The following is a 21286-nucleotide window of genomic DNA, read 5'->3' as shown; positions in this document are numbered from 1 at the left end:
CGCCTTGCGGCGCTTTTTTGTTCATGACACAAAAGCAATCAGGGAGCAATATTGCAGGAACCGGTTCCTGCGTTGCAGATCGTATTCTTTTTGAGAGTCGAAGTGCCTTTGGCCTGGGGGGTAAAGGTCACATCGGTACCGCCAGTATACTCAGCGATCGTCACATTATGACCAGTCGCACATGCGCGGGTGGGCTTGGTGTAATAGTTATTAGGAGTCCGGCCATCGGCAGCGTCGGCAACGGCGGAATTCATGTAGCCCTTGGCTTCGGCCAGACAGGCACCGTTGGCGGAACGCTGCATGTAGTCGCGATACTGGGGCAGGGCGATGGCAGCCAGGATACCGATGATGGCCACGACGATCATCAGTTCGATCAGGGTAAAACCTTGTTGTACCTTCTTCATTTCAACTCTCCTTTAGGGAAAAAAGCGGAAACCGCTGGTGAAGTATATTCAGGAACCATGCCAGCTGGAAATCCCCCTGTTCATGGGGGCAGGCACACGGCGAAGTGACAATTTACGGCAGCCACCTGTCGCTGCTGGTCAACACATCACAGATCCACCTGTTCAGCATGCAGGAACCACTTGCCGTATTCCTGGGGCACACCTGCGGCCAGGAAGACCTGGAACAGGTCCGGGTCGATGTGGCCGTTATCGCGGAAGTTCTCCATGATGGACAGGGCCTGGGAGAGCTTCATGGCCGGCTTGTAGGGGCGGTCGCCGGCAGTGAGGGCTTCGAAAATGTCGGCGATGCCCATCATGCGGGCCTGCCAGCTCATGTCCTCGCGGCGCAGCCCTTTGGGATAGCCTTTGCCGTCCATGCGTTCATGGTGGCCGCCGGCGTACTCGGGCACCCGCTTCAGGTGTTTGGGCCAGGGCAGGGCCTCGAGCATGCGGATGGTGGCGACGATGTGGTAGTTGATGATTTCCCGCTCGGCCTGGGTCAGGGTGCCAGCACGGATGCTCAGGTTTTCCAGCTCGTTGGGGCTGAGGAAGGGTTGCAGCCGGCCGCTGGCATCGCGCCACTGATAACCTTCGGCCATGGCCTGGACCCGGGCCACGTCCGCGTCGCTCATCCGTTCGCCACCAATGTTGGCCTTATGCAGGAAGGCCCGGTCTTCATCCAGCTGCCGGCAGCGGGCGGCATATTCCGCCTCGCTGGCCTCGGCATCCGCGCCGGCCAGGCAGGCTTCGAGCATGGCGATCCGGGCATCCCGGCGCAGCACTTCGAAGCGGGTGTCGATCAGGTGGATGCGGTCGAACAGGGTCTGCAGCTTGGTCGCCTTGTCCACCACGTGCACCGGGGTGGTGACCTTGCCGCAATCGTGCAGCAGGGCGGCAATCTTGAGCTCGTAGCGGTCCTGGTCGGAGAGGGAGAAGTCCTTGAGGGGGCCGTCGCGGGCCTGGTCAGCGGCCTCGGCCAGCATCATCGTCAGCTCCGGCACCCGCTGGCAGTGTCCGCCGGTGTAGGGGGATTTCTCGTCGATGGCGATGTTGATCAGGTTGATGAAGGCTTCGAACAGGGTTTCCAGTTGCTGGATCAATTGCCGGTTGGTGAGGGCCACGGCAGCCTGGGAGGCCAGGGATTCGGCCAGCCGCTGATCCTCGTGGCTGAACTCCACCACCTGCCCCGCCACCATGGCGTTGATCAGCTGCAGCACGGCGATCACCTCTCCCTCGTGGTTCTTCATGGGCACGGTGAGGAAAGAACGGGAGCGATAGCCGGTGCTGGCGTCAAACCGGCGGGTGCCGGAGAAATCGAAGCCGTCGGCGTCGTAGGCATCGGCGATATTGACCGTCCGGGCGTGCAGGGCGGCGTAGGCGGCCACCATGCTGTTGTTGGGCTGCCCATCCTCGCCGTGGAGCGGCAGGTCCCGGAACTTGTCGGGCAGGGGCTGGCCGCTGGTACCGCCAAAGGCGATGCCCAGGCTGTCGTTCCTGACGATGGCAAAGGACAGGAAACGGCGGTCCTCGCTGACCCGGTACAGGGTGCCGCCGTCGGCCCGAGTGATGGTCTTGGCGGCCAGCAGTATCTTTTCCAGCAGCCCTTCGATATTGCGTTCGCTGGACAGGGAGGCGCCGATGTCGTTCAGCTGTTCGAGGCGCCGGAACAGGTCCTGGGCAGTATCCATGGCAGGCTCCTTCTGTCTTACTTGATGCACACGGCCCGTACCTGGGCCAGGTCGGTAATGCCCTGCAGCACCTTTTCGATGCCGTCCATCTTCAGGGTGCGCATGCCCTCATCCAGGGCACAGGCCAGGATTTCCGCCACCCGGGCCTTTTCCTGGATCAGTTTCTTGACCGGGTCGCTGCCCACCAGCAGTTCGTGCAACCCCACCCGGCCCTTGTAGCCGCTGTCGTTGCAGACGGGGCAGCCCCTGGCCCGGCACAGGGTCAGTTTGCCGTCCTTGCCCCAGTTCTGCAGCCATTCCTGGCGGATGGCCTCCCGGGCGACCTGGGGGTCCTGACGCCAGGGAGCGGTGCCCCGCAGCTCCTCACAGTATTCGTCGAGCAGGTGCTCGATTTCCGCCGCCTCCGGCTGGTAGGCTTCCTTGCATTCCTTGCACAGGCGCTTGCCCAGGCGCTGGGCCAGGATGCCCAGCAGGGCGTCGGCGAAATTGAAGGGGTCCATGCCCATGTCCAGCAGCCGGATCACCGACTCGGGGGCGGAATTGGTGTGCAGGGTGGCAAACACCAGATGCCCGGTCAAGGAGGCCTCGATGCCGATGCCCGTGGTCTCCGCGTCCCGCATTTCCCCCACCATGATGATGTCCGGATCGGCACGCAGGAAGGCCCGCATGATGGTGGCGAAGTCCAGCCCGGCCTTCTTGTTGATCTGCACCTGACGCAGCCCCTTCTGGGTGATTTCCACCGGGTCCTCGGCGGTCCAGATCTTGGTGTCCGGGCGGTTCAGGTGCCCGAGCACCGAGTGCAAGGTGGTGGTCTTGCCCGACCCCGTGGGACCGCAGACGAAGAACAGGCCGTAGGGCTTCTCGACGCAACGGATCAGCCGGCTGTAATTGCCGGCGGAAAGGCCCAGCTGGGCCAGGGGAATGGGTTCCCCCGCCGCCAGGATGCGCATCACCACATCCTCCATGCCGCCGGCGGTGGGTAGGGTGGCCACCCGCAGCTCGATGTCCAGGGGGCCATACTTCCTGAATTTGATCTTACCGTCCTGGGGCCTGCGCTTTTCCGAAATGTCCAGATCGCACATGATCTTGAGCCGGGTCACCAGGGGCGCCCGGAAGGAGGCGGGAATCTCGATGTAGGGCACCAGGGAACCGTCCTTGCGCAGGCGGACCAGGGTCTTTTCCTTGCCGGGCCGGGGCTCGATGTGAATATCCGAGGCGCCCTGCTGGTAGGCGTCCACGATGATCTTGTTGACCAGCCGCACCAGCTCGTTGTCGGCCGCCGCCGAGACTTCATCCCCGACCAGTTCCCCGCCGCCGCCCTCCTCGCCCCCCATGTCGGACAACAGCTCGCCGACGCTGCCCATGTCCGACAGGGCGCCGAAAAACTGCTCCATCAACTGGCGGAACTCCTGGGCCGTGCTCACCCGGTACTCGATCCGGCGCTTGGGGAAGACGTTATTCACCACCCGGGCATTGCGCACCCGCTCCGGGTCCAGGGCCACCACCACCACCCCTTCGGGCAGTTCCTCCACCGGGACCCAGCCCCCCTCTTCCAGGTAATCCCGCTTCAGGTGGCGCAGCAGTTCCACGGGCTTGATCCGCCCGGACTGGAAGGGCTCGTAGGGCACCCCGAAAAACTCGGCCAGGGAGGCCCCGATGGCGGCCGGCTTGACCTTGAACTGCTGGATCAGCAGCGACTCCAGCTCCCGCTCCTGTTCCCGGGCCAGGCGGTGGGCCTCCTCCAGCTCGGAAACCGAGAGCACCGCGGCGCTCACCAGCCCGTCGTAGCGGGAGCGGGGCCCCGGAGGACCTTTCTGGCGCTGGGTCAGGGCCACGGCCAGGGTGGCCGCCAGATCCGCCACGCCTTCTTCGGTCCAGTCGGTGAAGGGCTGATCGTCCTTGCTGTTGAGCAGCTGCACCACCCCCAGGAGCTCCCCCGCCGCATCCAGGATGGGGGTGGCCAGCATCTGCTTGGAACGGTAGCCGGTGCGCCGGTCCACTTCCTTGAGGAACTGCATGTGGGGGCTATAGAGGCGCAACTCCACCTCGTCGTAGACGTCGCGGATATTCACCGTCTTCCGGTGGGCTGCCACATAACCGGCGATGCTCTGGTCGCCGATGGGCAGCTTCAGCTCCCGGGCCGTATGCAGCCCGGTCTTGACCCGGGAAACGATGTTCTGTCCTTCATCAGCCACCACGTAGAGGGTGAGCCGGTCGGCGTTGAACAGGCGGCAGATGTCCTGGGACAGCTCCAGCATCAGTTCATCCACGTTGTGGGTGGCGTGGATCTTGTTGGTGACCGTCTGCAGGTCCTTGAGGAACATCAGGCGCTGGGCCACGTTGCTGGTGGTGGTGACGGTAGTTTCCATGGTCTTGGCTGGGCTCACGAGGGTTCAGACAGCAGTATCCAACGGCAGGCCCCCTTCCAGCCAGCGGGCATCAAAACCCTGCTGGGCCAGGAGGAAGGCAGCGGCGGCACTGCGCCGCCCGGTACGGCAGTAGACCACGTAGGGCCGCTGCCGGGACAACAGGGGAAAGGCATTGCGGATTTCGTTGAGGGGAATGTTCAGGGCGCCCCGCAGACCATCCCGGGCATACTCCACCGGGTAGCGCACATCCAGCCAGCAGGCCCCCTGGGCCACCAGCTGCCGGGCCTGCTCCAGCCCCACGGCCTGGAGCAGGGGGGCCTTGAGAAGGGCGGCAAACTCGGGCTGGGCCAGGCAGAGCAGGCGGCCGTCACTCTTCATGCGCACGCTGGCATTGCGCCGTTCGCCGGAAACCAGGGCCTCCTCGCCAAAGGACTGGCCGGGCCCCAGTTCCGCCACCGGCAGCTCGCTGCCGCCCACCTGGCGCACCACCTCCACCCGGCCGGACTCGATCAGGTAGTAGGCATCCCCCTCTTCTCCCTCGCGGATCAGCACCTCCCCGGCCTGGACGGAACGGGGCTGGAAAGCCGCCAGCAGGGCCTGGATATGGGCCGCAGGCAGGCGGGCAAAAGCGCCCCGGGTCAGGAGGGCGGGGGGAATCTGCCGGGGCGCAGGCTGTTCCCCGGCAGCCGCCCCGGGAGGAAACTGGTTCCAGGTCAGCAGCTGGTCCAGGGCCGGGGCTTCCACCCGGATCAGGGTCAGGTCGGTGATGGCCAGCCCGCCGCCGGGATGGGCGGCGGCCGCTCCCAGGGGCCAGCGGGCCTTGCCGCAGCTGCCCACCAGGACTTCATTGCTGCCGTCCGGGTAGGCCACCAGCATCTCCCCGGCCGCAAGATAGAGGCAGCTCCCCGGCCCCGGGTCCAGGGCGGAGCGCGCCCCCCGGGGCAGATGCTGCTGCCGGCAGTGGGCCTGCAGCGCCTCCAGGTGCCCGGCCTCCAGGCTGGCCAGGGGTTGCAGACGCCGCAGCTGTGCCAGGGCGGGAGCGCTATCCGGGCTCATAGCTCGATCACCTGGTTGTTCTGCAGCATGCGCAGCCGGAAATTGCCCAGGCAGGTTTCGATTTCCTCCATGGTCAGCTCGATCTGCCCCGGTTTCAGGTGGGTCACATAGATGTCGCAATGATCCCCGTGGGCGAACTGCTGCAGCTCTGCCACCAGGGCGTTGGGACACAGGTGCCGGGAGACCCGGGCCAGGGCTTCCTCCCGGTTGGAAAAGGCACATTCGATGATCAGGGCGCGCAGGTCGGTACGCTGGTTCACCGCTTCCCAGAAGGCCGGGCAGCTGCCGGTATCGCCGCTGAAGGCCAGGCTGCCCTGGCCGGACTCCAGCAGGTAGCCCACGGCGGGCACCGTGTGCTCCGCCGGCAGGGGGGAAATCCAGCGTCCCTGGCCCAGATCCCGGCGCTCCCCGGGCTCGAAGGGGGCAAAGCGCAGGAAGGGCCGCTCCGGGTGGGGAATCTCCCGAAAATCCGGCCAGATGGACCAGTTGAACAGGTGCTGCCCGAGGATGGCCAGGGCCGCCTCGCTGGCATGCACGGTCAGGGGGCGGCCCCGCATGTCCCCCACGGTATCCACCATCAGGGGCAGGGCCGCCACATGGTCCAGGTGGGTATGGGTCAGGAAGACATGGTCGATGGCCGCCAGCTCGGCAATGGAAAGGTCCATCACCCCGGTGCCCGCATCGATCAGCACGTCATGATCGAGGAGCATGGAGGTGGTGCGCAGATGCCGGCCTCCGATCCCGCCGCTGCAACCGAGTATGCGTAGTCTCATGGTCCTATTTTCTCTGGTAGGTGGTGCAGCCGTCCCAGCCGGCCCCCGGGGGCGCCCGCCGCCACCGGGCAATGCGTTCAAGGTACAGGGTGGCAAGCCCGGCGTAGGCCGGGCAGGCCTCCTGCAGCGCCGCCAGACGGGTCGCTGCCGGCTCCCAGGCCTGGTTGCGGTAGTGGACCAGGATTTCCTGCCACAGGCCCAGAGATTCCACCGCCGGGCTGCCGGGCGCCAGGGGTTCGTAGAGACCGGCCCCCTGCTGCCGCCCCTTGACCCGGACCCGGTCCAGTTCCCGGAAGGGCAGCTCCGGCAGACTGGCCCGGGTCGCCTCGCCGACAATGATGCCCACCCCATACACCTTGGTGAGCCCCTCCAGCCGGGAGGCCAGGTTCACCGCATCCCCCATCACCGTGTAGGCCTTGCGCACCGGGGAACCCATGTCCCCGACGGTCATCAGGCCGGTATTGATGCCGATGCCCATGACCAGGGGCGGCCAGCCCCTGGCCCGGAACGCTGCCGCCAGCCCTTCCAGGGCGGCCTGCATCTCCAGGGCCGCCAGCACGGCCCGCCGGGCATGGTCCGGATCGTCCAGCGGCGCACCCCAGAAGGCCATGATCGCGTCGCCGATGTATTTATCCAGGGTGCCCCGGTGCCGGCGGATGACCCCGGTCATGACCCCCAGGTATTCGTTCATCAGGGCAGTCAGGGCCCGCGGCTCCATACCTTCGGAGATGCGGGTGAAATCGCGGAGGTCGGCAAACAGCACCGTCAGCTCCGCATTGCGCCCTTCCATGCTGTAGGCCCCTGGGTTGCGGGCCATCTCATCGACCAGCTCGGGTGGCACATACTGGCCGAACCGGGCGGCCAGCTGGCGCTTGGTCCTGGCCTCCACGAAATAGCCCCAGGCCATGTTCAGGCCGTACAGCAGCAGCACCAGGCTGGTCCCGGCCGCCAGGGGCAGTACCAGGCGGGCCTGGTGCCAGAGGCTGTAATCCAGGCCCCAGGTGGCCACCAGCACCGTGCCAGCCAGCAGGCTGGCGCCCAGGGGGGAGAGGCGGGGCAGAAAGATGCCCAGCAGCAGCCCCAGCAACAGGAGCACCAGGGCCTCGGCCGTGAAGATGTAGGGCGGCCTGGCCTGGACCCGGGCATCCAGGATGCCGGCGATCAGGTTGGCGTGGATTTCCACCCCGGGATAGGCGCTGCCCACGGGGGTGGCGCGCAGGTCCATGAGCCCCGGCGCCGAGGTGCCGACCAGGACGATGCGCCCGCGCAGAGCCTCCCTGTCCAGCCGGCCCTGCAGCACCTCGCTGGCCGGCACATAGGGGAAACTCCGCTCCGGGCCCCGATAGGGAATCAGCGCCGCACCCCGCTCATCCACGGGCACCCGGTAACGGCCCCGATCGCTGACCAGATCCAGCCACTCCAGTCCCACCACCGGGTCGGGAACCCCCGGCACCAGGGCGGCGCCCCCCAGGTAGGTGCGCAGCACCGCCAGGGCCAGGGCCTCGTAGTAGCCCCCCCCGTGCTCCACCAGCAGGGGCACCCGCCGGGAGATGCCATCGAAATCCACCAGGGGATTGAAGTGTCCGGCCCCGGCGGCGGCCGCCTGCAGCGTCTCCAGATTGGCCCCGTAGCTGGGCCAGGAGACAAAGGCAGAGCCGACACCGGCCAGGCGCTCCCCGGCCAGCACCGGTTCCGGCAGCTGCCCCACCGAAGGTCCCGCCTGGCGGGCGGAAAAGTAATAACCCAGCACCACCGGCCGGCCCTGCAGGGTCTGCGCCAGCTGCCGGTCATAATCCAGGGCGGGACGCAGGCGGCGCAGGGTTTCCTGGTAATCCCCGTTGCCCCGCAGGCTGCCCCGGGCCAGGGCCTCCAGGGTACGGATGCCGGAGCTCTCGTCCGGCTCGGCGAACACCACGTCGAAGCCCACCACGGCGGCCTGGTAATCGTCCACCAGCCGCTGCACCAGCAGCGCCACCTTGTCCCGGCTCCAGGGCCAGCGCCCTTCGGCGGCCAGGCTCTGCTCGTCCAGGTCCACGATCACCACCCGCCCATCCACGCCCCCCGGAGCGGACAGGCGTACCCGCACATCGTAGAAGTAGGCCTCCAGGACCTCCAGCAGGGGAATGCGCCAGAACTGGAAACCGTGTCCCAAAAAGGCCAGGACCAGCAGGCCGCCCAGCAGGTGGCGTACCCCTCTGGCCCCGATCCCCTTCATGGACGGCCCCGGGCTCAGGTCTTGAGGAAGAATTCCATCTTCACCCCGGAAATCTCGATCACGTCATGATCCTTGAGGGGATGGGCCTGGGCATCCAGGGTTGCACCGTTGAGCACGGGGTAGCTGGCGCCCTCCACGTGGGTGATGAAATAGCCGTTGGGCCGGCGGGCGATCACCGCCACCTGGACGCCGGGCTTGCCCAGGGAGGTGAGGGTCTTGGTCAGGGGCAGTTCCTTGCCCGCGTTGGCGCCATTGAGGATCTGGATCACCGCCGTGCTGACCGGCGCCGCTGGAGCGGCCTGGGACAGGGGGCCGATGCTGCTGATGGAGCTGCCGATGCCGGCGGGAGCCTGGGAGGGCGGCCCCAGAGGCGAGGCCGCCACGGCCTGGACGGCTTCCTGGGCGGCCGGCTTGATGCCCCCGGGACGCAGCACCATGGTCTTCTCGTAATCCGGGTTGTACCCGGCCTGGGGCTGGTCATTGAGGTACTTGAGCTTGTACTTGCCCAGCTCGATCACGTCGTTGTGCCGCAGGAAGTGCTTCTTCACCGGCTGACCATTGACCAGGGTGCCATTGGTGCTGTTCAGGTCTTCCAGGAAGGAGTCGTTGAGGATGGTCACCACGGCCGCGTGTTCGCCGGAGATGGCCAGGTTGTCGATCTGGATGTCGTTGTGGGGTTTGCGCCCGATGGTGATGCGCTCCTGCTCCAGGCTGATTTCCTTGAGCACCAGACCATCCATGGAAAGTATCAGTTTTGCCATTTTTATCGAACCTCACTTAAACCAGGCCAGCAGCTTCTGCCACCCGTTCCTGGGCCGCCCGAAGCGGCCGTTGATCTTCACCAGAATAACCGAAACATTGTCCCGGCCGCCGTTGTCGTTGGCCAACTGGATCAGCTGCGCCCCGGCCAGGGGCAGGTTGGCCGCCATGGTCTGCAGGGTCAGGCTCATGTCCTCCTCATCCACCATGTCGTTGAGGCCGTCGGAGCAGAACAGGTAAATGTCACCGGGATGCACATCATAACCAGTGAATTCCGGCTCCACCACGGCTTCCACCCCCAGGGCCCGGGTCACCAGATTCTTGTTCTGGGAGTAGCGGGCCTCGGCCTCGGTGATCATGCCGCAATCGATCTGCTCCTGGAGCAGGGAGTGGTCCCGGGTCAGGCGCTCCAGGGCCCCCAGACGCAGGCGGTAGCAGCGGGAATCCCCCACGTGGGCCAGCACCAGCCGGTCATCGGCAAAGCAGCCCAGCACCAGGGTGGTCCCCATGCCCGCATACTGGGGCTGGCTGTTGGAAGCCTGATAGATGGCCTGATTGGCCAGCTGTATCTGCTCCCGGAGCTGCTGCTCCACGAGTTCCGGGCTCATCTGCTGGAAATCCAGCCGGCCCAGGTGCTCCGCCAGCAGGGTGATGGTCATGCCGGACGCCACCTCCCCGGCGTTGTAGCCGCCCATGCCGTCGGCGAGGATCACCAGCCCCCGGCCCGGATTGGCAAACACCGCATCCTCGTTGTGGCTGCGGACCTGTCCCGGGTCCGTCAGGGTGACTATTTCCAGTGCATTGGCCAGTTCCATGGCTGTTCCTTATGTTTTGCTCCCCTGGGCCAGGGTCGCGAGGCAGGCTCGCAAGTCCCCGGCCATTTCCGCACCGCGCTGGTAACGCAGGCTGACATCCTTTTGCAGCGCCCTGGCGATGATGGCCTCCAGGCAGGGCGGTATGTTGCCATTGAATCCGCGTATCGGGGGCGGCGCTTCGTTGGCGATCTTGTACATCAGCTGGGCCATGGACTCCCCCACGAAGGGAAGACGGCCGCAACTGAGCTGATACAGGGTCACCCCCAGGGAGAACAGGTCCGAACGGCCGTCGATCCGGCGTCCCGCCAGTTGCTCCGGCGACATGTAGGAGGGCGAGCCCAGCACCATGCCGGTCCGGGTACGGGATGAATCGGTGATGCGGGCGATGCCGAAATCGGTGACCTTGACCTGGTCGCTGCCCGGGTCATACATGATGTTGGCGGGCTTCACGTCCCGGTGCACCACCTGATTCCGGTGCGCGTAGTCCAGGGCCTCGGCCACCCGGGCGCCGATCTCCAGCACCCGCTCCAGGGGCAGCAGCCGCTCCGGCTGGACATGGGGCACCAGATCCCCGCCCGGAAGGAATTCCATGGCGATGTAGGCCAGCCCCTCGGCCTCGCCGGCATCGAAGATGGTGACGATATGGGGGTGATTGAGACGCCCGGCGCTTTCCGCCTCCCGGAAGAAACGAGCCTTCACCTCCGCCAGGGCATCCGCGTCGAACTCCTGGGACAGGGCCATGGTCTTGAGGGCCACCACCCGGTTGATCCGGGTATCCCGCCCCTGGTACACCACCCCCATGGCGCCCTTGCCCAGCGTCTTTTCCAGCTGGTAGCGCCCGAGCATGGGCAGGGGCCTGGCCCCGCCCGAACCACCTACTGCACTGTCTCCCTTGCCGCCCCGGCCCCCGGCACGCTGCCTGACCCGTGCCAGGCGCTGCACCAGATCCCGGTAGTCCGGGTCATGCCCGGCCATGTGGCGCCACACGGCCTCCGCCTGTTCCAGCTGCTGCCGGCGCTCGTAATCCAGGGCCAGGTTGTAGAGGTTTTCCATCAGCCCCGGGTCCAGGGGGCACAGGCGGAACTGCTCGAAGGCCTGATCCAGCAGCCCCTGGCCCTGGAAAGCCAGGGCCCGCAGGCGGGGGGCCTCGGCCGAAGACGCCACCACCGCCCCGGCCGGGGCCGGCTGGACGGCGGCGCCCTGGGTCCCGGCCAGTGGCCTGGCCAGAAAGCGCCCGACCAGGAGCATGAGCTGTCCGCCACAGAGCAGCAGCGCCGCCCCCATGCAGTGCAGCCAGATACCAGCCCCGAGCAGCAGCCCGAAATGGACGCCCAGCAGCCCCAGCAACAGGAGGGCGGACACCAGGACGGCGATGCCGCTCGCCAGGCGCGGCAGGAGCAGGATCAGGTACAGGGCCACGAGCAGGAATGCCCCCAGCTCCACCCAGACGCCCCAGGCGGGGGTGAAGGCGTAGTCCCCCTGCAGCAGGCTGGAGAGGGTGTGGGCCAGGATCAGCACCGGGGCCATGTCGGGCAACAGGGGGGAAGCCTGCCCGGCGGCAGTGCTGCCGATCAGCACGATCCGGTCCCGGTAGCGGCTGGCGGGAATCCGCCCCGAGAGAACCTCGTGAAAGGCATCCACCGCAAAAGGCGGCTTGCCCTCCCGGGGCCTGTAGGAAAAGGGATGGATGCGGGCCTGGGCATCCGTGTTGATCCGGAGTTCCCCCAGGTTCAGGCCTTTACCCGGGGACAAACGGATGTCCGCCACCCCCAGCCCGAGGCTGCGGGCTGCCAGTACCAGGGCCAGGGAAGGGTAGTCCTTCCCCTGGTGCTCGATGACCAGGGGCACGCCATCCCCATCGGGGACAAGATTCAGGAACCCCAGGGCCAGGGCAGCATCCCCCAGGGCTTCCAGGGGCAGCAGCAGCCCGCGGGCGGCAAGGAGCTGTCCCTGGCCAGGCTGAACCTGCTGCAGCTGCTGACGGCCGAGATAGGAGGGCAGCTGCGGCTCACCCTCCCCTGGCAGCGGGGCCAACCGGAAGGCAAACGGCAGCACCACCCTGCCCGCCTGACGGAAACTGTCGGCCAGACGGGCGTCCGTATCCAGGGCGGCCTCCGCCACCTGGAGGCGGCCCAGCAAGGCCTCGGCCAGGGAGGCATCCACGGGCAGCTCCGCCAGCAGCGGGCGCAACTCCCGGAGCTGGGACAGGCCAGGATGCCGTTCCGCCCCGGCCAGCAGCTGGGTATGAGCGATCACCCGGGCGCCGGCAGCAGCCAGGATGTCGGTCATGCGGGCCTGCGCCTCCCGGCTCCAGGCCCAGGCCCCCAGCTCGGCCACGCTCGCCTCGTCGATGGCAATCACGGCAATCTGCTCCAGGGGAACCCGCCCGGCCAGGCTCAGCCCCAGGTCATGGGCCCTGCGCTCCAGCCCCTGGAACAGCCCGGCGCCTCCGGCCAGCAGCAGCATCAGGCTGAGCCCCAGCCCGAGCCAGGACTCCCGCCGCCAGAAGCCGCCCCCGGCCCCCACCTCAGTCCTCCGCGGCCGCGGCACTGACGCCGGTCAGGCGCGGCCAGTCCAGCACCGGCAGGGGCGAGGCCCCCGCTTCGATCAGGAAACAGCGGGTGGGCACCCGGTAACGCTGCAGCAGGGCCGCGTTGCAGGATACGGTTCCGGCATCGTAATGACGGATGTCCTGGACCCCATCGGCCCCCAGGGCATAGAGCGCCCCCTGGTGCCGCACGATCACCGCAATCTCCCGGCGGATCTGGACCAGGGTGTCCACAGTGCGGTCAAACAGGGAAAGCAGGGTGGCCAGGGTGCTGCGCTCTTCTTCCTGGTAGATGCCCAGGGCCTCCTCCAGCCGCCCGGCCGCCTTCAGTTCCAGCAACTGGTCGGCCAGGGCATGGATGCGCCGGTGGGGCGTGTCGAACTGCAGCAGCAACAGGCGCAGGCGCCGGTTGTCCGTGACGAAACCGTGATACCACTTGCCGAAAGCACACTCCAGGGGATTGCGGGCCCGGGTGAAGGGCACATCCTGGGTGAGGGACTGGGACAGGGCCCCCATCCAGTCCAGATGATCCTGCCGGCGGGCCTTGAGGGTCTCCGCCAGCTGGATGTATTCCCGGGACAGGGCCTGCTCCCCCAGCCGGGACCAGAGGGGCAGGAAAGCCAGGGCTTCACCCTCATAGGCAATCACGTCATCAGCCTCGGCAGATCCATCCTCGCCCCGGGCCGGCCGGGCCTGCACGGCATCCAGGATATGCACGACCTCGGCCATGGGCACCCCGACCCGCTGCTGCCCCACCTGCAGGGTGAGCACTTCCAGCCCCTGCTCCAGGGCCTGTCGCATCAACGCATCCGGCTCAAACTCCATGACCTAACCCCATTCCTGTCCTTGCCGCCAGCCCTGCGGGCCCCGGAAAACGTGAGCGGCGCCAACCACTGGCCCCATGGCCGCAACTCTAAAGGGCCGGACCAGGGCTGTCCATGCACCCGGCGCCCCTGGTAAACAAAAAAAAGGGTGGCCCGGGGCCACCCTTTCATGGACGCTCACGCGGCTTACAGCAGCGCCTTCAGCAGCTTGCCCATTTCGGAGGGGTTGCGGGTCACGGTGAAGCCGCACTCTTCCATGATGGCGAGCTTGGCGTCAGCGGTGTCGGCACCACCGGAAATCAGGGCGCCAGCATGGCCCATGCGCTTGCCCGCGGGGGCAGTCACACCGGCGATGAAGCCGACGATGGGCTTCTTCATGTTGGCCTTGCACCACATGGCGGCTTCGGCTTCATCAGGACCGCCGATTTCGCCGATCATGATGACGGCGTCGGTGTCGGGGTCGTCGTTGAACATCTTCATCACGTCGATGTGCTTCAGACCGTTGATGGGGTCGCCACCGATACCGACGGCGGAAGACTGGCCCAGACCGATTTCGGTCAGCTGGGCGACAGCTTCGTAGGTCAGGGTGCCGGAGCGGGACACCACGCCGATGCGGCCCTTGCGATGGATGTGACCGGGCATGATGCCGATCTTGATTTCATCGGGGGTGATCAGTCCGGGGCAGTTGGGGCCCAGCAGCAGGGTTTCCTTGCCGCCAGCGGCAACCTTCTTCTTCATCTTGTTGCGCACTTCCAGCATGTCCCGGACGGGAATGCCTTCGGTGATGCAGATGGCCAGATCCAGGTCGGCTTCGACGGCTTCCCAGATGGCGGCAGCGGCGCCGGCGGGCGGCACGTAGATGACGGAGACGGTGGCGCCAGTTTCAGCGGCGGCTTCCTTGACGGAACCGTAGATGGGCACGTCGAGGATCTTCTCGCCGGCCTTCTTGGGGTTCACGCCGGCCACGAAGCAGTTCTTGCCGTTGGCGTACTCGATGCACTTTTCGGTGTGGAACTGGCCGGTCTTGCCGGTGATGCCCTGGGTGATGACCTTGGTGTCTTTGTTGATCAGGATGGACATTCAATAACTCCTTACTTGACCGCGGCGACGATCTTGGTGGCGGCTTCGGCCATGGAATCGGCGGAGATGATGGGCAGACCGGAATCCTTGAGGATCTGCTTGCCCAGGTCTTCGTTGGTGCCCTTCATGCGCACGACCAGGGGAACGGACAGGTTCACTTCCTTGGCCGCGGTGACCACGCCGGTGGCGATGGTGTCGCACTTCATGATGCCGCCGAAGATGTTGACCAGGATGCCCTTGACCTTGGGGTTCTTGAGCATGATCTTGAAAGCTTCGGTGACCTTCTCGGTGGTGGCGCCGCCGCCCACGTCCAGGAAGTTGGCCGGCTCGGCGCCGAACAGCTTGATGGTGTCCATGGTGGCCATGGCCAGACCGGCACCGTTCACCAGGCAGCCGATGTTGCCGTCCAGGGAGATGTAGGCCAGGTCGAACTTGGAGGCTTCGATTTCGTCGGCGTCTTCTTCATCCAGGTCGCGCATGGCGACGATTTCGGGATGACGGAACAGGGCGTTGGCGTCGAAGTTGAACTTGGCGTCCAGGGCCTTGATGTTGCCGTTGCCTTCCAGGATCAGCGGGTTGATTTCCGCCAGGGAAGCATCGGTTTCCATGTAGCACTGGTACAGCTTCTTGAAGGTATCCACAGCCTGGGCGGTGGAAGCTTCGGGAACGCCGATGCCCTTGGCCAGCTCCAGGGCCTGGGCGTCGGTCAGGCCGGCGGCCGGATCGACGAAGACCTTGATGATCTTTTCGGGGGTGCTGTGGGCCACTTCCTCGATGTCCATGCCGCCCTCGGAGGAAGCCATCATGGCAACCTTCTGGGTGGCGCGGTCGGTCAGCGCGGCCACGTAGTATTCCTTCTTGATGTCGGCGCCTTCCTCGATCAGCAGGCGACGGACCTTCTGGCCCTCGGGGCCGGTCTGGTGGGTCACCAGCTGCATGCCCATGATCTGGTTGGCGTACTGCTTGACCTCGTCCAGGGACTTGGCGACCTTGACGCCACCGCCCTTGCCGCGGCCACCGGCGTGAATCTGGGCCTTCACCACCCAGACCTTGCCACCCAGGGATTCAGCCGCAGCGACAGCTTCTTCAGCAGTCGGGCAGAACACCCCGCGCGGAACATTCACACCGAACTTCCTCAGGATTTCCTTGCCCTGATATTCATGGATCTTCATGCGGTTTCCTTGCTTGATTTTGATTTGCGAGCAATCAGGCGAGACCATCACCGCCATCGGACCGGGTGTATCCCCGGCACCTCCAGCCAATCTCCCACCCACTTCCAGAATCGCCGGCAGCCTTACCTCCGCCACCCGCGACACCGACCTCCACCCACCCAGATGAGGTGTCATGTCAACGGGCGATGTTATCACAAAGCACGGCACCGAAAACGGGTCCGAAATTCATAATTACGGCGCAGCTTCCACTGCAACAGCAAGCGCTTATGTCATCAAATTGCAGCTTATAAAACCCATTTACGAGCCGCCATCCCTTACTGATTGCCGACCCCAGGCTTAACTGATAACTTTCGGGGATAACAACTTCCTGAACAGCACTAATTCCATGAAAACCATTTTTCTTGTCGATGACTCGGCCACCATCCTGCTCAGCATTTCCAACATCCTCAGCAAGGCCGGCTACGCCACGGAAAAGGCAGCCAACGCCGAGGAAGCCCTGAAGAAGTTCAAGGCCGGCGTCAAGGTGGACCTGCTCATCACCGACCTCAACATGCCCGGCATGAACGGCATCGAACTCATCAAGGAAGTCAGGAAGCTGCCCAGCTACAAGTTCATGCCCATCCTCTTCCTGACCACCGAATCCCAGCAGTCGCGCAAGCTCGAGGCCAAGGCCGCTGGCGCTTCCGGCTGGATCGTCAAGCCCGCCACCGCTGACGAACTGCTCAACACCATCAAGCTCGTACTGCGCTGACCCCCCCATGGAAATAACCGTACTGTTCCGCCGTGCCCTGCTGGTATTCGTCATCGTCTCCCTCGGGGCAGGAATGACGGTTTATTTCCTCAACGACTGGTTTCACAACGATTTTCTCCCCGGTGTCGGGCTGGCGGCCCCTCTGGGAGACGCCTTCGGCACGGTACTCATCGTCGCCGTGGCCTACCTGGCCCAGCGGGTGGTCTCCCTGGCCTTCTTCCGGGACTACATGTACGGCCTGTCCCGCAGCCAGGCCAAGGACAGCAGCCGCCTGGACACCTTCTCCCAGGTGTCCGAGGAAGTGGCCGGCGAACTCAAGGCCGTGCATGAATTCAATGGCGTGATCCGGGCCCAGCTGCATGCCGTCACCCAGGAAACCGAGAAGGCCGCCTTCTCCATCACCGAAAAGCTGCTCACCATCGACTCCGTGGTCACCGAACTGGACCAGTTCGTTTCCTCCAGCAGCAGCGAGTCGGCGGCCATGGTGCAGGACTCCGAGGCCCGCATCGTGCAGAACCAGGAAACGGTGGAAAAGATGGACCGCTACATCCAGCAGCGCCTGGAGGAAACCGAGCAGGACCAGCTGCGGGTGGCCCAGGTGGTTCAGGATGCCAAATCCCTGACCGGCTTGGTGAAGCTGATCCGCGACATTGCCGGCCAGACCAACCTGCTGGCCCTGAACGCCGCCATCGAGGCGGCCCGGGCAGGGGAAGCCGGGCGCGGCTTTGCCGTGGTGGCCGACGAGGTGCGCAAACTGTCCTCGGAAACCGAGGCTGCGGTAGACAAGGTCAACAAGGGCATCCAGTCGGTGGCCCGGAGCATCGAGATCCAGTTCCAGGAAAAACTCTCCCACTCCAACGTGGAGCGGGAGCGGGCCCTGCTCAACATCTTCTCCCAGCAGCTGGGCGATCTGAGCCGGGGTTACGAGGACCTGATGCGGCACGGGGCCGGGGTCCTGTCCACGATCCAGAACAACAGCTCCCGACTGGCCCAGATGTTCATGGAAGCCCAGGCCAGCGTCCAGTTCCAGGACGTCACCCGGCAGCAGCTGGAGCAGGTGATCGGCGCCCTCAACAACCTGGACGAACACGCCGGGCTCCTGGCCGACCGCCTGCGGGCCTTTGACGACCCGGACTTCACCTACACGCCCATCGCCCAGCACCTGTCGGCTCTCTATGACCGCTACGTGATGGAACAACAGCGCCAGACCCACCATGAAGCCGTGGGCGACGGCAACGTCAATGCCGGGGCTGCCAGCAACAAGATCGAACTTTTCTGAGGGGAAGCCATGCCCAACCGCCAGCGCATCACCCTGCAGGAGGACCTGACCATCTACCACGCCCTGGAGCAGAAGGGTCGCCTGCTCGACGCCCTGAACCAGGCCGACGAGGTGGAACTGGACCTGTCCCAGGTATCCGAGATGGACACCGCCGGCCTGCAGCTCCTGATCCTCCTCAAGCGCGAAGCCCAGAAAGCCGGCAAGCAGGCCATCATCGTGGCCCACAGCCAGGCGGTGCGCTCCGTGATCGACTTCTGCAACCTGGCGGCCTACCTGGGTGACCCCCTGGTCATCCCCGCCCAGGAAGCCCACTGACGCAAAGGTGACCCATGGATGAACTGACCAGCGTATTCGTGCAGGAAAGCCGGGAACAACTGGCCGACATGGAGGCCGGGCTGCTGCGCCTGGAGCAGGACCCCCAGGACGCCGACAACATCAACGCCATCTTCCGGGCCGCCCACACCATCAAAGGGGCCTCCGGCGTCATCGAATGCGGTTTCATCGAATCCTTCACCCACAAGGTGGAGAACATCCTCGACAAGCTCAGGAACGGGGAGATCACCGTCAGCGGCAATCTGGCCACCCTGCTGCTCGAATGCTGCGACCACATGGGGCACCTGATCGACGTCCTGGAAGCCGGCCAGCCGGCCCCGTCCCCGGAAGTGACGGCCCAGGCCGAAGCCCTGGGCGTCCGGCTGGACGCCCAGCTGGCCGCTGCCAGCGGCACCGAGGTACAGCAGGGGGCCGATGCCGGCAGCGTGCCCGTGGAGCATGAATCCCCGGTGGAAGTCTCCGGCGGCGGCGTGGTGATCACCGACGGCTGGCTGATCTCGGTGCGCTTCGGGCCCAACGTGCTGCGCGGCGGCATGGACCCCCTCTCCTTCCTGCGCTACCTCTCCAGCCTGGGCGAAATCCTCGGCATCGAGACCCTGCCGGACGCCATGCCCGAGGCGGAGGACATGGACCCGGAATCCTGCTACCTGGGCTTCGAGATCCACTTCCAGACCCGGGCCAGCAAGGCCGACATCGAACGGGTCTTCGACTTTGTCCAGGATGAATGCGAGCTGCGCATCCTGCCCCCCAACAGCAAGCTGTCCGAATACCTGAAGCACATCGAGGAACTGCCGGAAGACACCATGCGCCTGGGAGAAATCCTGGTGCGCTGCGGCGCCCTGACCCAGGCGGAACTGGATGAAGCCCTGCGCCTCCAGCATGACAGCACCTGCCAGCACCAGGAAGACAGCCAGGGGGAGGACGCCCATCCCCAGCAGCTAGGTGAAATCCTGGTGGAACAGAAGGTGGTGCAGAAGGCCCTGGTGGATGCGGCCGTGGGCAAGCAGACCCAGGTGAGCGAGAAGAAGGCCAAGGAATCCCGGATGATCCGGGTCCAGGCCGACAAGCTGGACCAGCTCATCGATCTGGTGGGGGAACTGGTGATCGCCGGCGCCTCCACCAACCTGCTCGCCAACCGCAGCGGCCAGAGCGACCTGGTGGAAGCCACCTCCATCCTCTCCCGCCTGGTGGAAGACATCCGCGACTCGGCCCTGCAGCTGCGCATGGTGCAGATCGGCGAGACCTTCAACCGCTTCCAGCGGGTGGTGCGGGACGTGGCCAAGGAGCTGGAAAAGAACATCGAACTGCAGGTCTCCGGCGGCGAGACGGAACTGGACAAGTCGGTGGTGGAAAAGATCGGCGACCCCCTGACCCACCTGGTCCGGAACTCCATGGACCACGGCATCGAAGCGGCGGAAATACGCCTGGCCCGGGGCAAGCCGGCGCACGGCACCCTGGGGCTGAACGCCTACCACGACTCGGGCAGCATCGTCATCGAGGTTTCCGACGACGGGGGTGGCCTGAAAAAGGACCGCATCCTGGCCAAGGCCATCGAGAAGGGGCTGGTCCAGAGCGGCCACAACCTCACCGACCAGGAGATCGTGAACCTCATCTTCGAGCCGGGCTTCTCCACCATGGAGAAGGTCTCCAACCTCTCCGGCCGGGGCGTGGGCATGGACGTGGTACGGCGCAACATCATGGCCCTGCGGGGCAGCGTGGAAATCGACAGCCGGCCGGGGCTGGGCACCACCATGCGCATCCGGCTGCCGCTCACCCTGGCCATCATCGACGGTTTCCTGGTGGGGGTGGACAAGGGCGCCTACGTGATTCCCCTGGACACCGTGGTCGAGTGCATCGAACTCAAGGACCAGCCCGACAGCCGCCACTACCTGAACCTGCGCGGCGAGGTCCTGCCCTTCGTACGCCTGCGGGAGGCCTTCAACATCGAGGGCGACATCCCGCCCCGGGAAAACGTGGTGGTGGTCCAGTACGCCGGGCAGAAGGCCGGCATCGTCGTAGACCAGCTGATGGGCGAATTCCAGACCGTCATCAAGCCCCTGGGCAACCTCTTCAAACATCTGAAAGGCATCGGTGGCTCCACCATCCTGGGCAGCGGCGAGGTGGCCCTGATCCTCGATGTCCAGGCCCTGATCCAGCGCTGCGCCAGCGCCGACGAACTGCGCATGCGCAACAGCAACCGCCTGCTCGGCGCCACCAACCTCAACTGAATTCCCATTTAGCCAGTCATCGCACAGGAGCTCTCCATGCTTAAGAACCTGAAAATCGGCACCAAAATCGGGCTTGGCTTCACCATAGCCATCCTGTTCCTGATCGCCATCTCCCTGATCAGCATTTCCCGCCTGCAGGAATTGAACACGGCAGTAGACACCCTGGTCCATGACCGCTTCCCCAAGACCGTCCAGGCCAACGCCATCATCGACAGCCTGAACCTGGCCGCCCGGGGCACCCGCAACATGCTCCTGGACTCCAGCGAAGCCAACATCAAGGCCGAGGAAAAGCGCATCACCGAAGCGGCCGGGGTGATCACCAAGAACATGGAAATCCTGGAAAAGAGCCTCACCGACCCCAAGGGCCAGGAGCTCTTTGCCATCATGGCCAAGAGCCGGACCGAATACCGGACCCACCTGTTGCGCTTCTTCGACCTGTCCAAGGCCGGCAAGCGGGAAGAAGCCACCCAGCTGCTGTTCGGTGACATGCGCGCCACCCAGGGCATCTACATGGAGGCCATCGACAAGCTGATCGTCTATCAGACCGAACAGGTCAACCTCCAGGGCGAATTTGCCCAGAAGACCGTGGATGCAGCCCAGACCCTGATCGTCACCCTGGCAGTCCTGGCCACCCTGCTCGCTGCCGTGATCGGCTTCGTCGTGGCCCGTGCCATCACCCGCCCCGTGGGCCAAGTGGTGGATGCCGCCAAGAAGATGGCCGTGGGCGACTTCAAGTTCGATCTCAAGTCCGATGCCCGGGATGAAGTGGGCGAGGTGGTCCGGGCCGTGGAGTCCGTGCAGCACGCCATCCAGTCCATGACCGATGACGCCAACCTGCTGGCCAAGGCCGCCGTGGAAGGGCGCCTGTCCACCCGGGCCGACGCGGACAAGCACAAGGGGGATTTCAAGAACATCGTCTCCGGCGTCAATGCCACCCTCGATGCCGTCATCGG

At 65.4% G+C, this 21286-nt stretch carries 17 protein-coding genes; 5 read left to right on the top strand and 12 right to left on the bottom strand.

Features of this window, described 5'->3' with window-relative positions; genetic code table 11:
- Window positions 1–38: 38 nt before the first annotated feature.
- From G474_RS24445 to sucC, 12 genes are all read right to left on the bottom strand, one after another.
- Entirely contained in the window at window positions 39–404 is a 366-nt protein-coding gene (locus tag G474_RS24445) for a pilin (protein ID WP_043464352.1), read from the bottom strand.
- A gap of 146 nt (window positions 405–550) precedes the next feature.
- Entirely contained in the window at window positions 551–2131 is a 1581-nt protein-coding gene (locus G474_RS0112815; RefSeq protein WP_026687330.1) for an HD family phosphohydrolase, read from the bottom strand.
- Window positions 2132–2148: 17 nt separating this feature from the next.
- On the bottom strand, window positions 2149–4500 hold the full coding sequence (locus tag G474_RS0112810; protein ID WP_026687329.1) for a GspE/PulE family protein: 2352 nt from the start codon (window positions 4498–4500) through the stop codon (window positions 2149–2151).
- A 24-nt stretch (window positions 4501–4524) separates the two neighbouring features.
- Window positions 4525–5556 carry a cyclic nucleotide-binding domain-containing protein gene (locus tag G474_RS20705; protein ID WP_026687328.1) on the bottom strand — a complete coding sequence of 344 codons (1032 nt, stop codon included), beginning with the start codon at window positions 5554–5556 and terminating at the stop codon, window positions 4525–4527.
- Window positions 5553–6329, bottom strand: coding sequence for an MBL fold metallo-hydrolase (locus tag G474_RS0112800; protein WP_026687327.1), 777 nt, complete (start codon window positions 6327–6329; stop codon window positions 5553–5555). The genes G474_RS20705 and G474_RS0112800 overlap by 4 nt, the downstream gene beginning before the upstream one ends.
- A 4-nt stretch (window positions 6330–6333) precedes the next feature.
- Window positions 6334–8544 carry a CHASE2 domain-containing protein gene (locus G474_RS0112795; RefSeq protein ID WP_043464349.1) on the bottom strand — a complete coding sequence of 737 codons (2211 nt, stop codon included), beginning with the start codon at window positions 8542–8544 and terminating at the stop codon, window positions 6334–6336.
- A 14-nt stretch (window positions 8545–8558) separates the two neighbouring features.
- Window positions 8559–9305, bottom strand: coding sequence for an FHA domain-containing protein (locus G474_RS0112790; protein ID WP_026687325.1), 747 nt, complete (start codon window positions 9303–9305; stop codon window positions 8559–8561).
- Between the two features lie 12 nt (window positions 9306–9317).
- Window positions 9318–10118: a Stp1/IreP family PP2C-type Ser/Thr phosphatase gene (locus tag G474_RS0112785; RefSeq protein WP_211228114.1), complete on the bottom strand. Its 801-nt coding sequence runs from the start codon at window positions 10116–10118 to the stop codon at window positions 9318–9320.
- Window positions 10119–10127: 9 nt separating this feature from the next.
- Entirely contained in the window at window positions 10128–12644 is a 2517-nt protein-coding gene (locus G474_RS0112780; protein ID WP_026687323.1) for a CHASE2 domain-containing serine/threonine-protein kinase, read from the bottom strand.
- Window position 12645: 1 nt separating this feature from the next.
- On the bottom strand, window positions 12646–13467 hold the full coding sequence (locus tag G474_RS22155; RefSeq protein ID WP_169729521.1) for a CZB domain-containing protein: 822 nt from the start codon (window positions 13465–13467) through the stop codon (window positions 12646–12648).
- Between the two features lie 209 nt (window positions 13468–13676).
- Entirely contained in the window at window positions 13677–14570 is an 894-nt protein-coding gene (gene sucD / locus G474_RS0112770) for a succinate--CoA ligase subunit alpha (RefSeq protein WP_026687322.1), read from the bottom strand.
- Between the two features lie 11 nt (window positions 14571–14581).
- A complete protein-coding gene (gene sucC / locus G474_RS0112765) occupies window positions 14582–15790 on the bottom strand; it encodes an ADP-forming succinate--CoA ligase subunit beta (RefSeq protein WP_342663583.1) in 1209 nt (402 codons plus the stop codon).
- 337 nt (window positions 15791–16127) lie between these two features.
- Here sucC and G474_RS0112760 point away from each other — a divergent pair, with 337 nt between their 5' ends.
- From G474_RS0112760 to G474_RS0112740, 5 genes are all read left to right on the top strand, one after another.
- On the top strand, window positions 16128–16493 hold the full coding sequence (locus tag G474_RS0112760; RefSeq protein ID WP_026687320.1) for a response regulator: 366 nt from the start codon (window positions 16128–16130) through the stop codon (window positions 16491–16493).
- A gap of 7 nt (window positions 16494–16500) precedes the next feature.
- Window positions 16501–17772 carry a methyl-accepting chemotaxis protein gene (locus G474_RS0112755; RefSeq protein WP_026687319.1) on the top strand — a complete coding sequence of 424 codons (1272 nt, stop codon included), beginning with the start codon at window positions 16501–16503 and terminating at the stop codon, window positions 17770–17772.
- A gap of 9 nt (window positions 17773–17781) precedes the next feature.
- A complete protein-coding gene (locus tag G474_RS0112750) occupies window positions 17782–18087 on the top strand; it encodes an STAS domain-containing protein (protein WP_026687318.1) in 306 nt (101 codons plus the stop codon).
- 14 nt (window positions 18088–18101) lie between these two features.
- On the top strand, window positions 18102–20333 hold the full coding sequence (locus tag G474_RS0112745; RefSeq protein ID WP_026687317.1) for a chemotaxis protein CheA: 2232 nt from the start codon (window positions 18102–18104) through the stop codon (window positions 20331–20333).
- Between the two features lie 36 nt (window positions 20334–20369).
- Window positions 20370–21286 (top strand): MCP four helix bundle domain-containing protein (locus tag G474_RS0112740; protein ID WP_026687316.1); only part of this gene is annotated, 917 nt, incomplete at its 3' end.

Source organism: Azovibrio restrictus DSM 23866, from assembly GCF_000429665.1.
GTDB classification, from domain to species: domain Bacteria; phylum Pseudomonadota; class Gammaproteobacteria; order Burkholderiales; family Rhodocyclaceae; genus Azovibrio; species Azovibrio restrictus.
The sequence above is the reverse complement of the archived record's forward strand: the minus strand, read 5'-3'. Positions and strand labels throughout refer to the sequence as shown.

Coding starts and splice junctions, on each gene's coding strand:
- G474_RS24445 (WP_043464352.1), bottom strand. CDS start 404: ATGAAGAAGGTACAACAAGGTTTTACCCTGATCGAACTGATGATCGTC.
- G474_RS0112815 (WP_026687330.1), bottom strand. CDS start 2,131: ATGGATACTGCCCAGGACCTGTTCCGGCGCCTCGAACAGCTGAACGAC.
- G474_RS0112810 (WP_026687329.1), bottom strand. CDS start 4,500: ATGGAAACTACCGTCACCACCACCAGCAACGTGGCCCAGCGCCTGATG.
- G474_RS20705 (WP_026687328.1), bottom strand. CDS start 5,556: ATGAGCCCGGATAGCGCTCCCGCCCTGGCACAGCTGCGGCGTCTGCAA.
- G474_RS0112800 (WP_026687327.1), bottom strand. CDS start 6,329: ATGAGACTACGCATACTCGGTTGCAGCGGCGGGATCGGAGGCCGGCAT.
- G474_RS0112795 (WP_043464349.1), bottom strand. CDS start 8,544: ATGAAGGGGATCGGGGCCAGAGGGGTACGCCACCTGCTGGGCGGCCTG.
- G474_RS0112790 (WP_026687325.1), bottom strand. CDS start 9,305: ATGGCAAAACTGATACTTTCCATGGATGGTCTGGTGCTCAAGGAAATC.
- G474_RS0112785 (WP_211228114.1), bottom strand. CDS start 10,118: ATGGAACTGGCCAATGCACTGGAAATAGTCACCCTGACGGACCCGGGA.
- G474_RS22155 (WP_169729521.1), bottom strand. CDS start 13,467: ATGCGACAGGCCCTGGAGCAGGGGCTGGAAGTGCTCACCCTGCAGGTG.
- sucD (WP_026687322.1), bottom strand. CDS start 14,570: ATGTCCATCCTGATCAACAAAGACACCAAGGTCATCACCCAGGGCATC.
- sucC (WP_342663583.1), bottom strand. CDS start 15,790: ATGGTCTCGCCTGATTGCTCGCAAATCAAAATCAAGCAAGGAAACCGC.
- G474_RS0112760 (WP_026687320.1), top strand. CDS start 16,128: ATGAAAACCATTTTTCTTGTCGATGACTCGGCCACCATCCTGCTCAGC.
- G474_RS0112755 (WP_026687319.1), top strand. CDS start 16,501: ATGGAAATAACCGTACTGTTCCGCCGTGCCCTGCTGGTATTCGTCATC.
- G474_RS0112750 (WP_026687318.1), top strand. CDS start 17,782: ATGCCCAACCGCCAGCGCATCACCCTGCAGGAGGACCTGACCATCTAC.
- G474_RS0112745 (WP_026687317.1), top strand. CDS start 18,102: ATGGATGAACTGACCAGCGTATTCGTGCAGGAAAGCCGGGAACAACTG.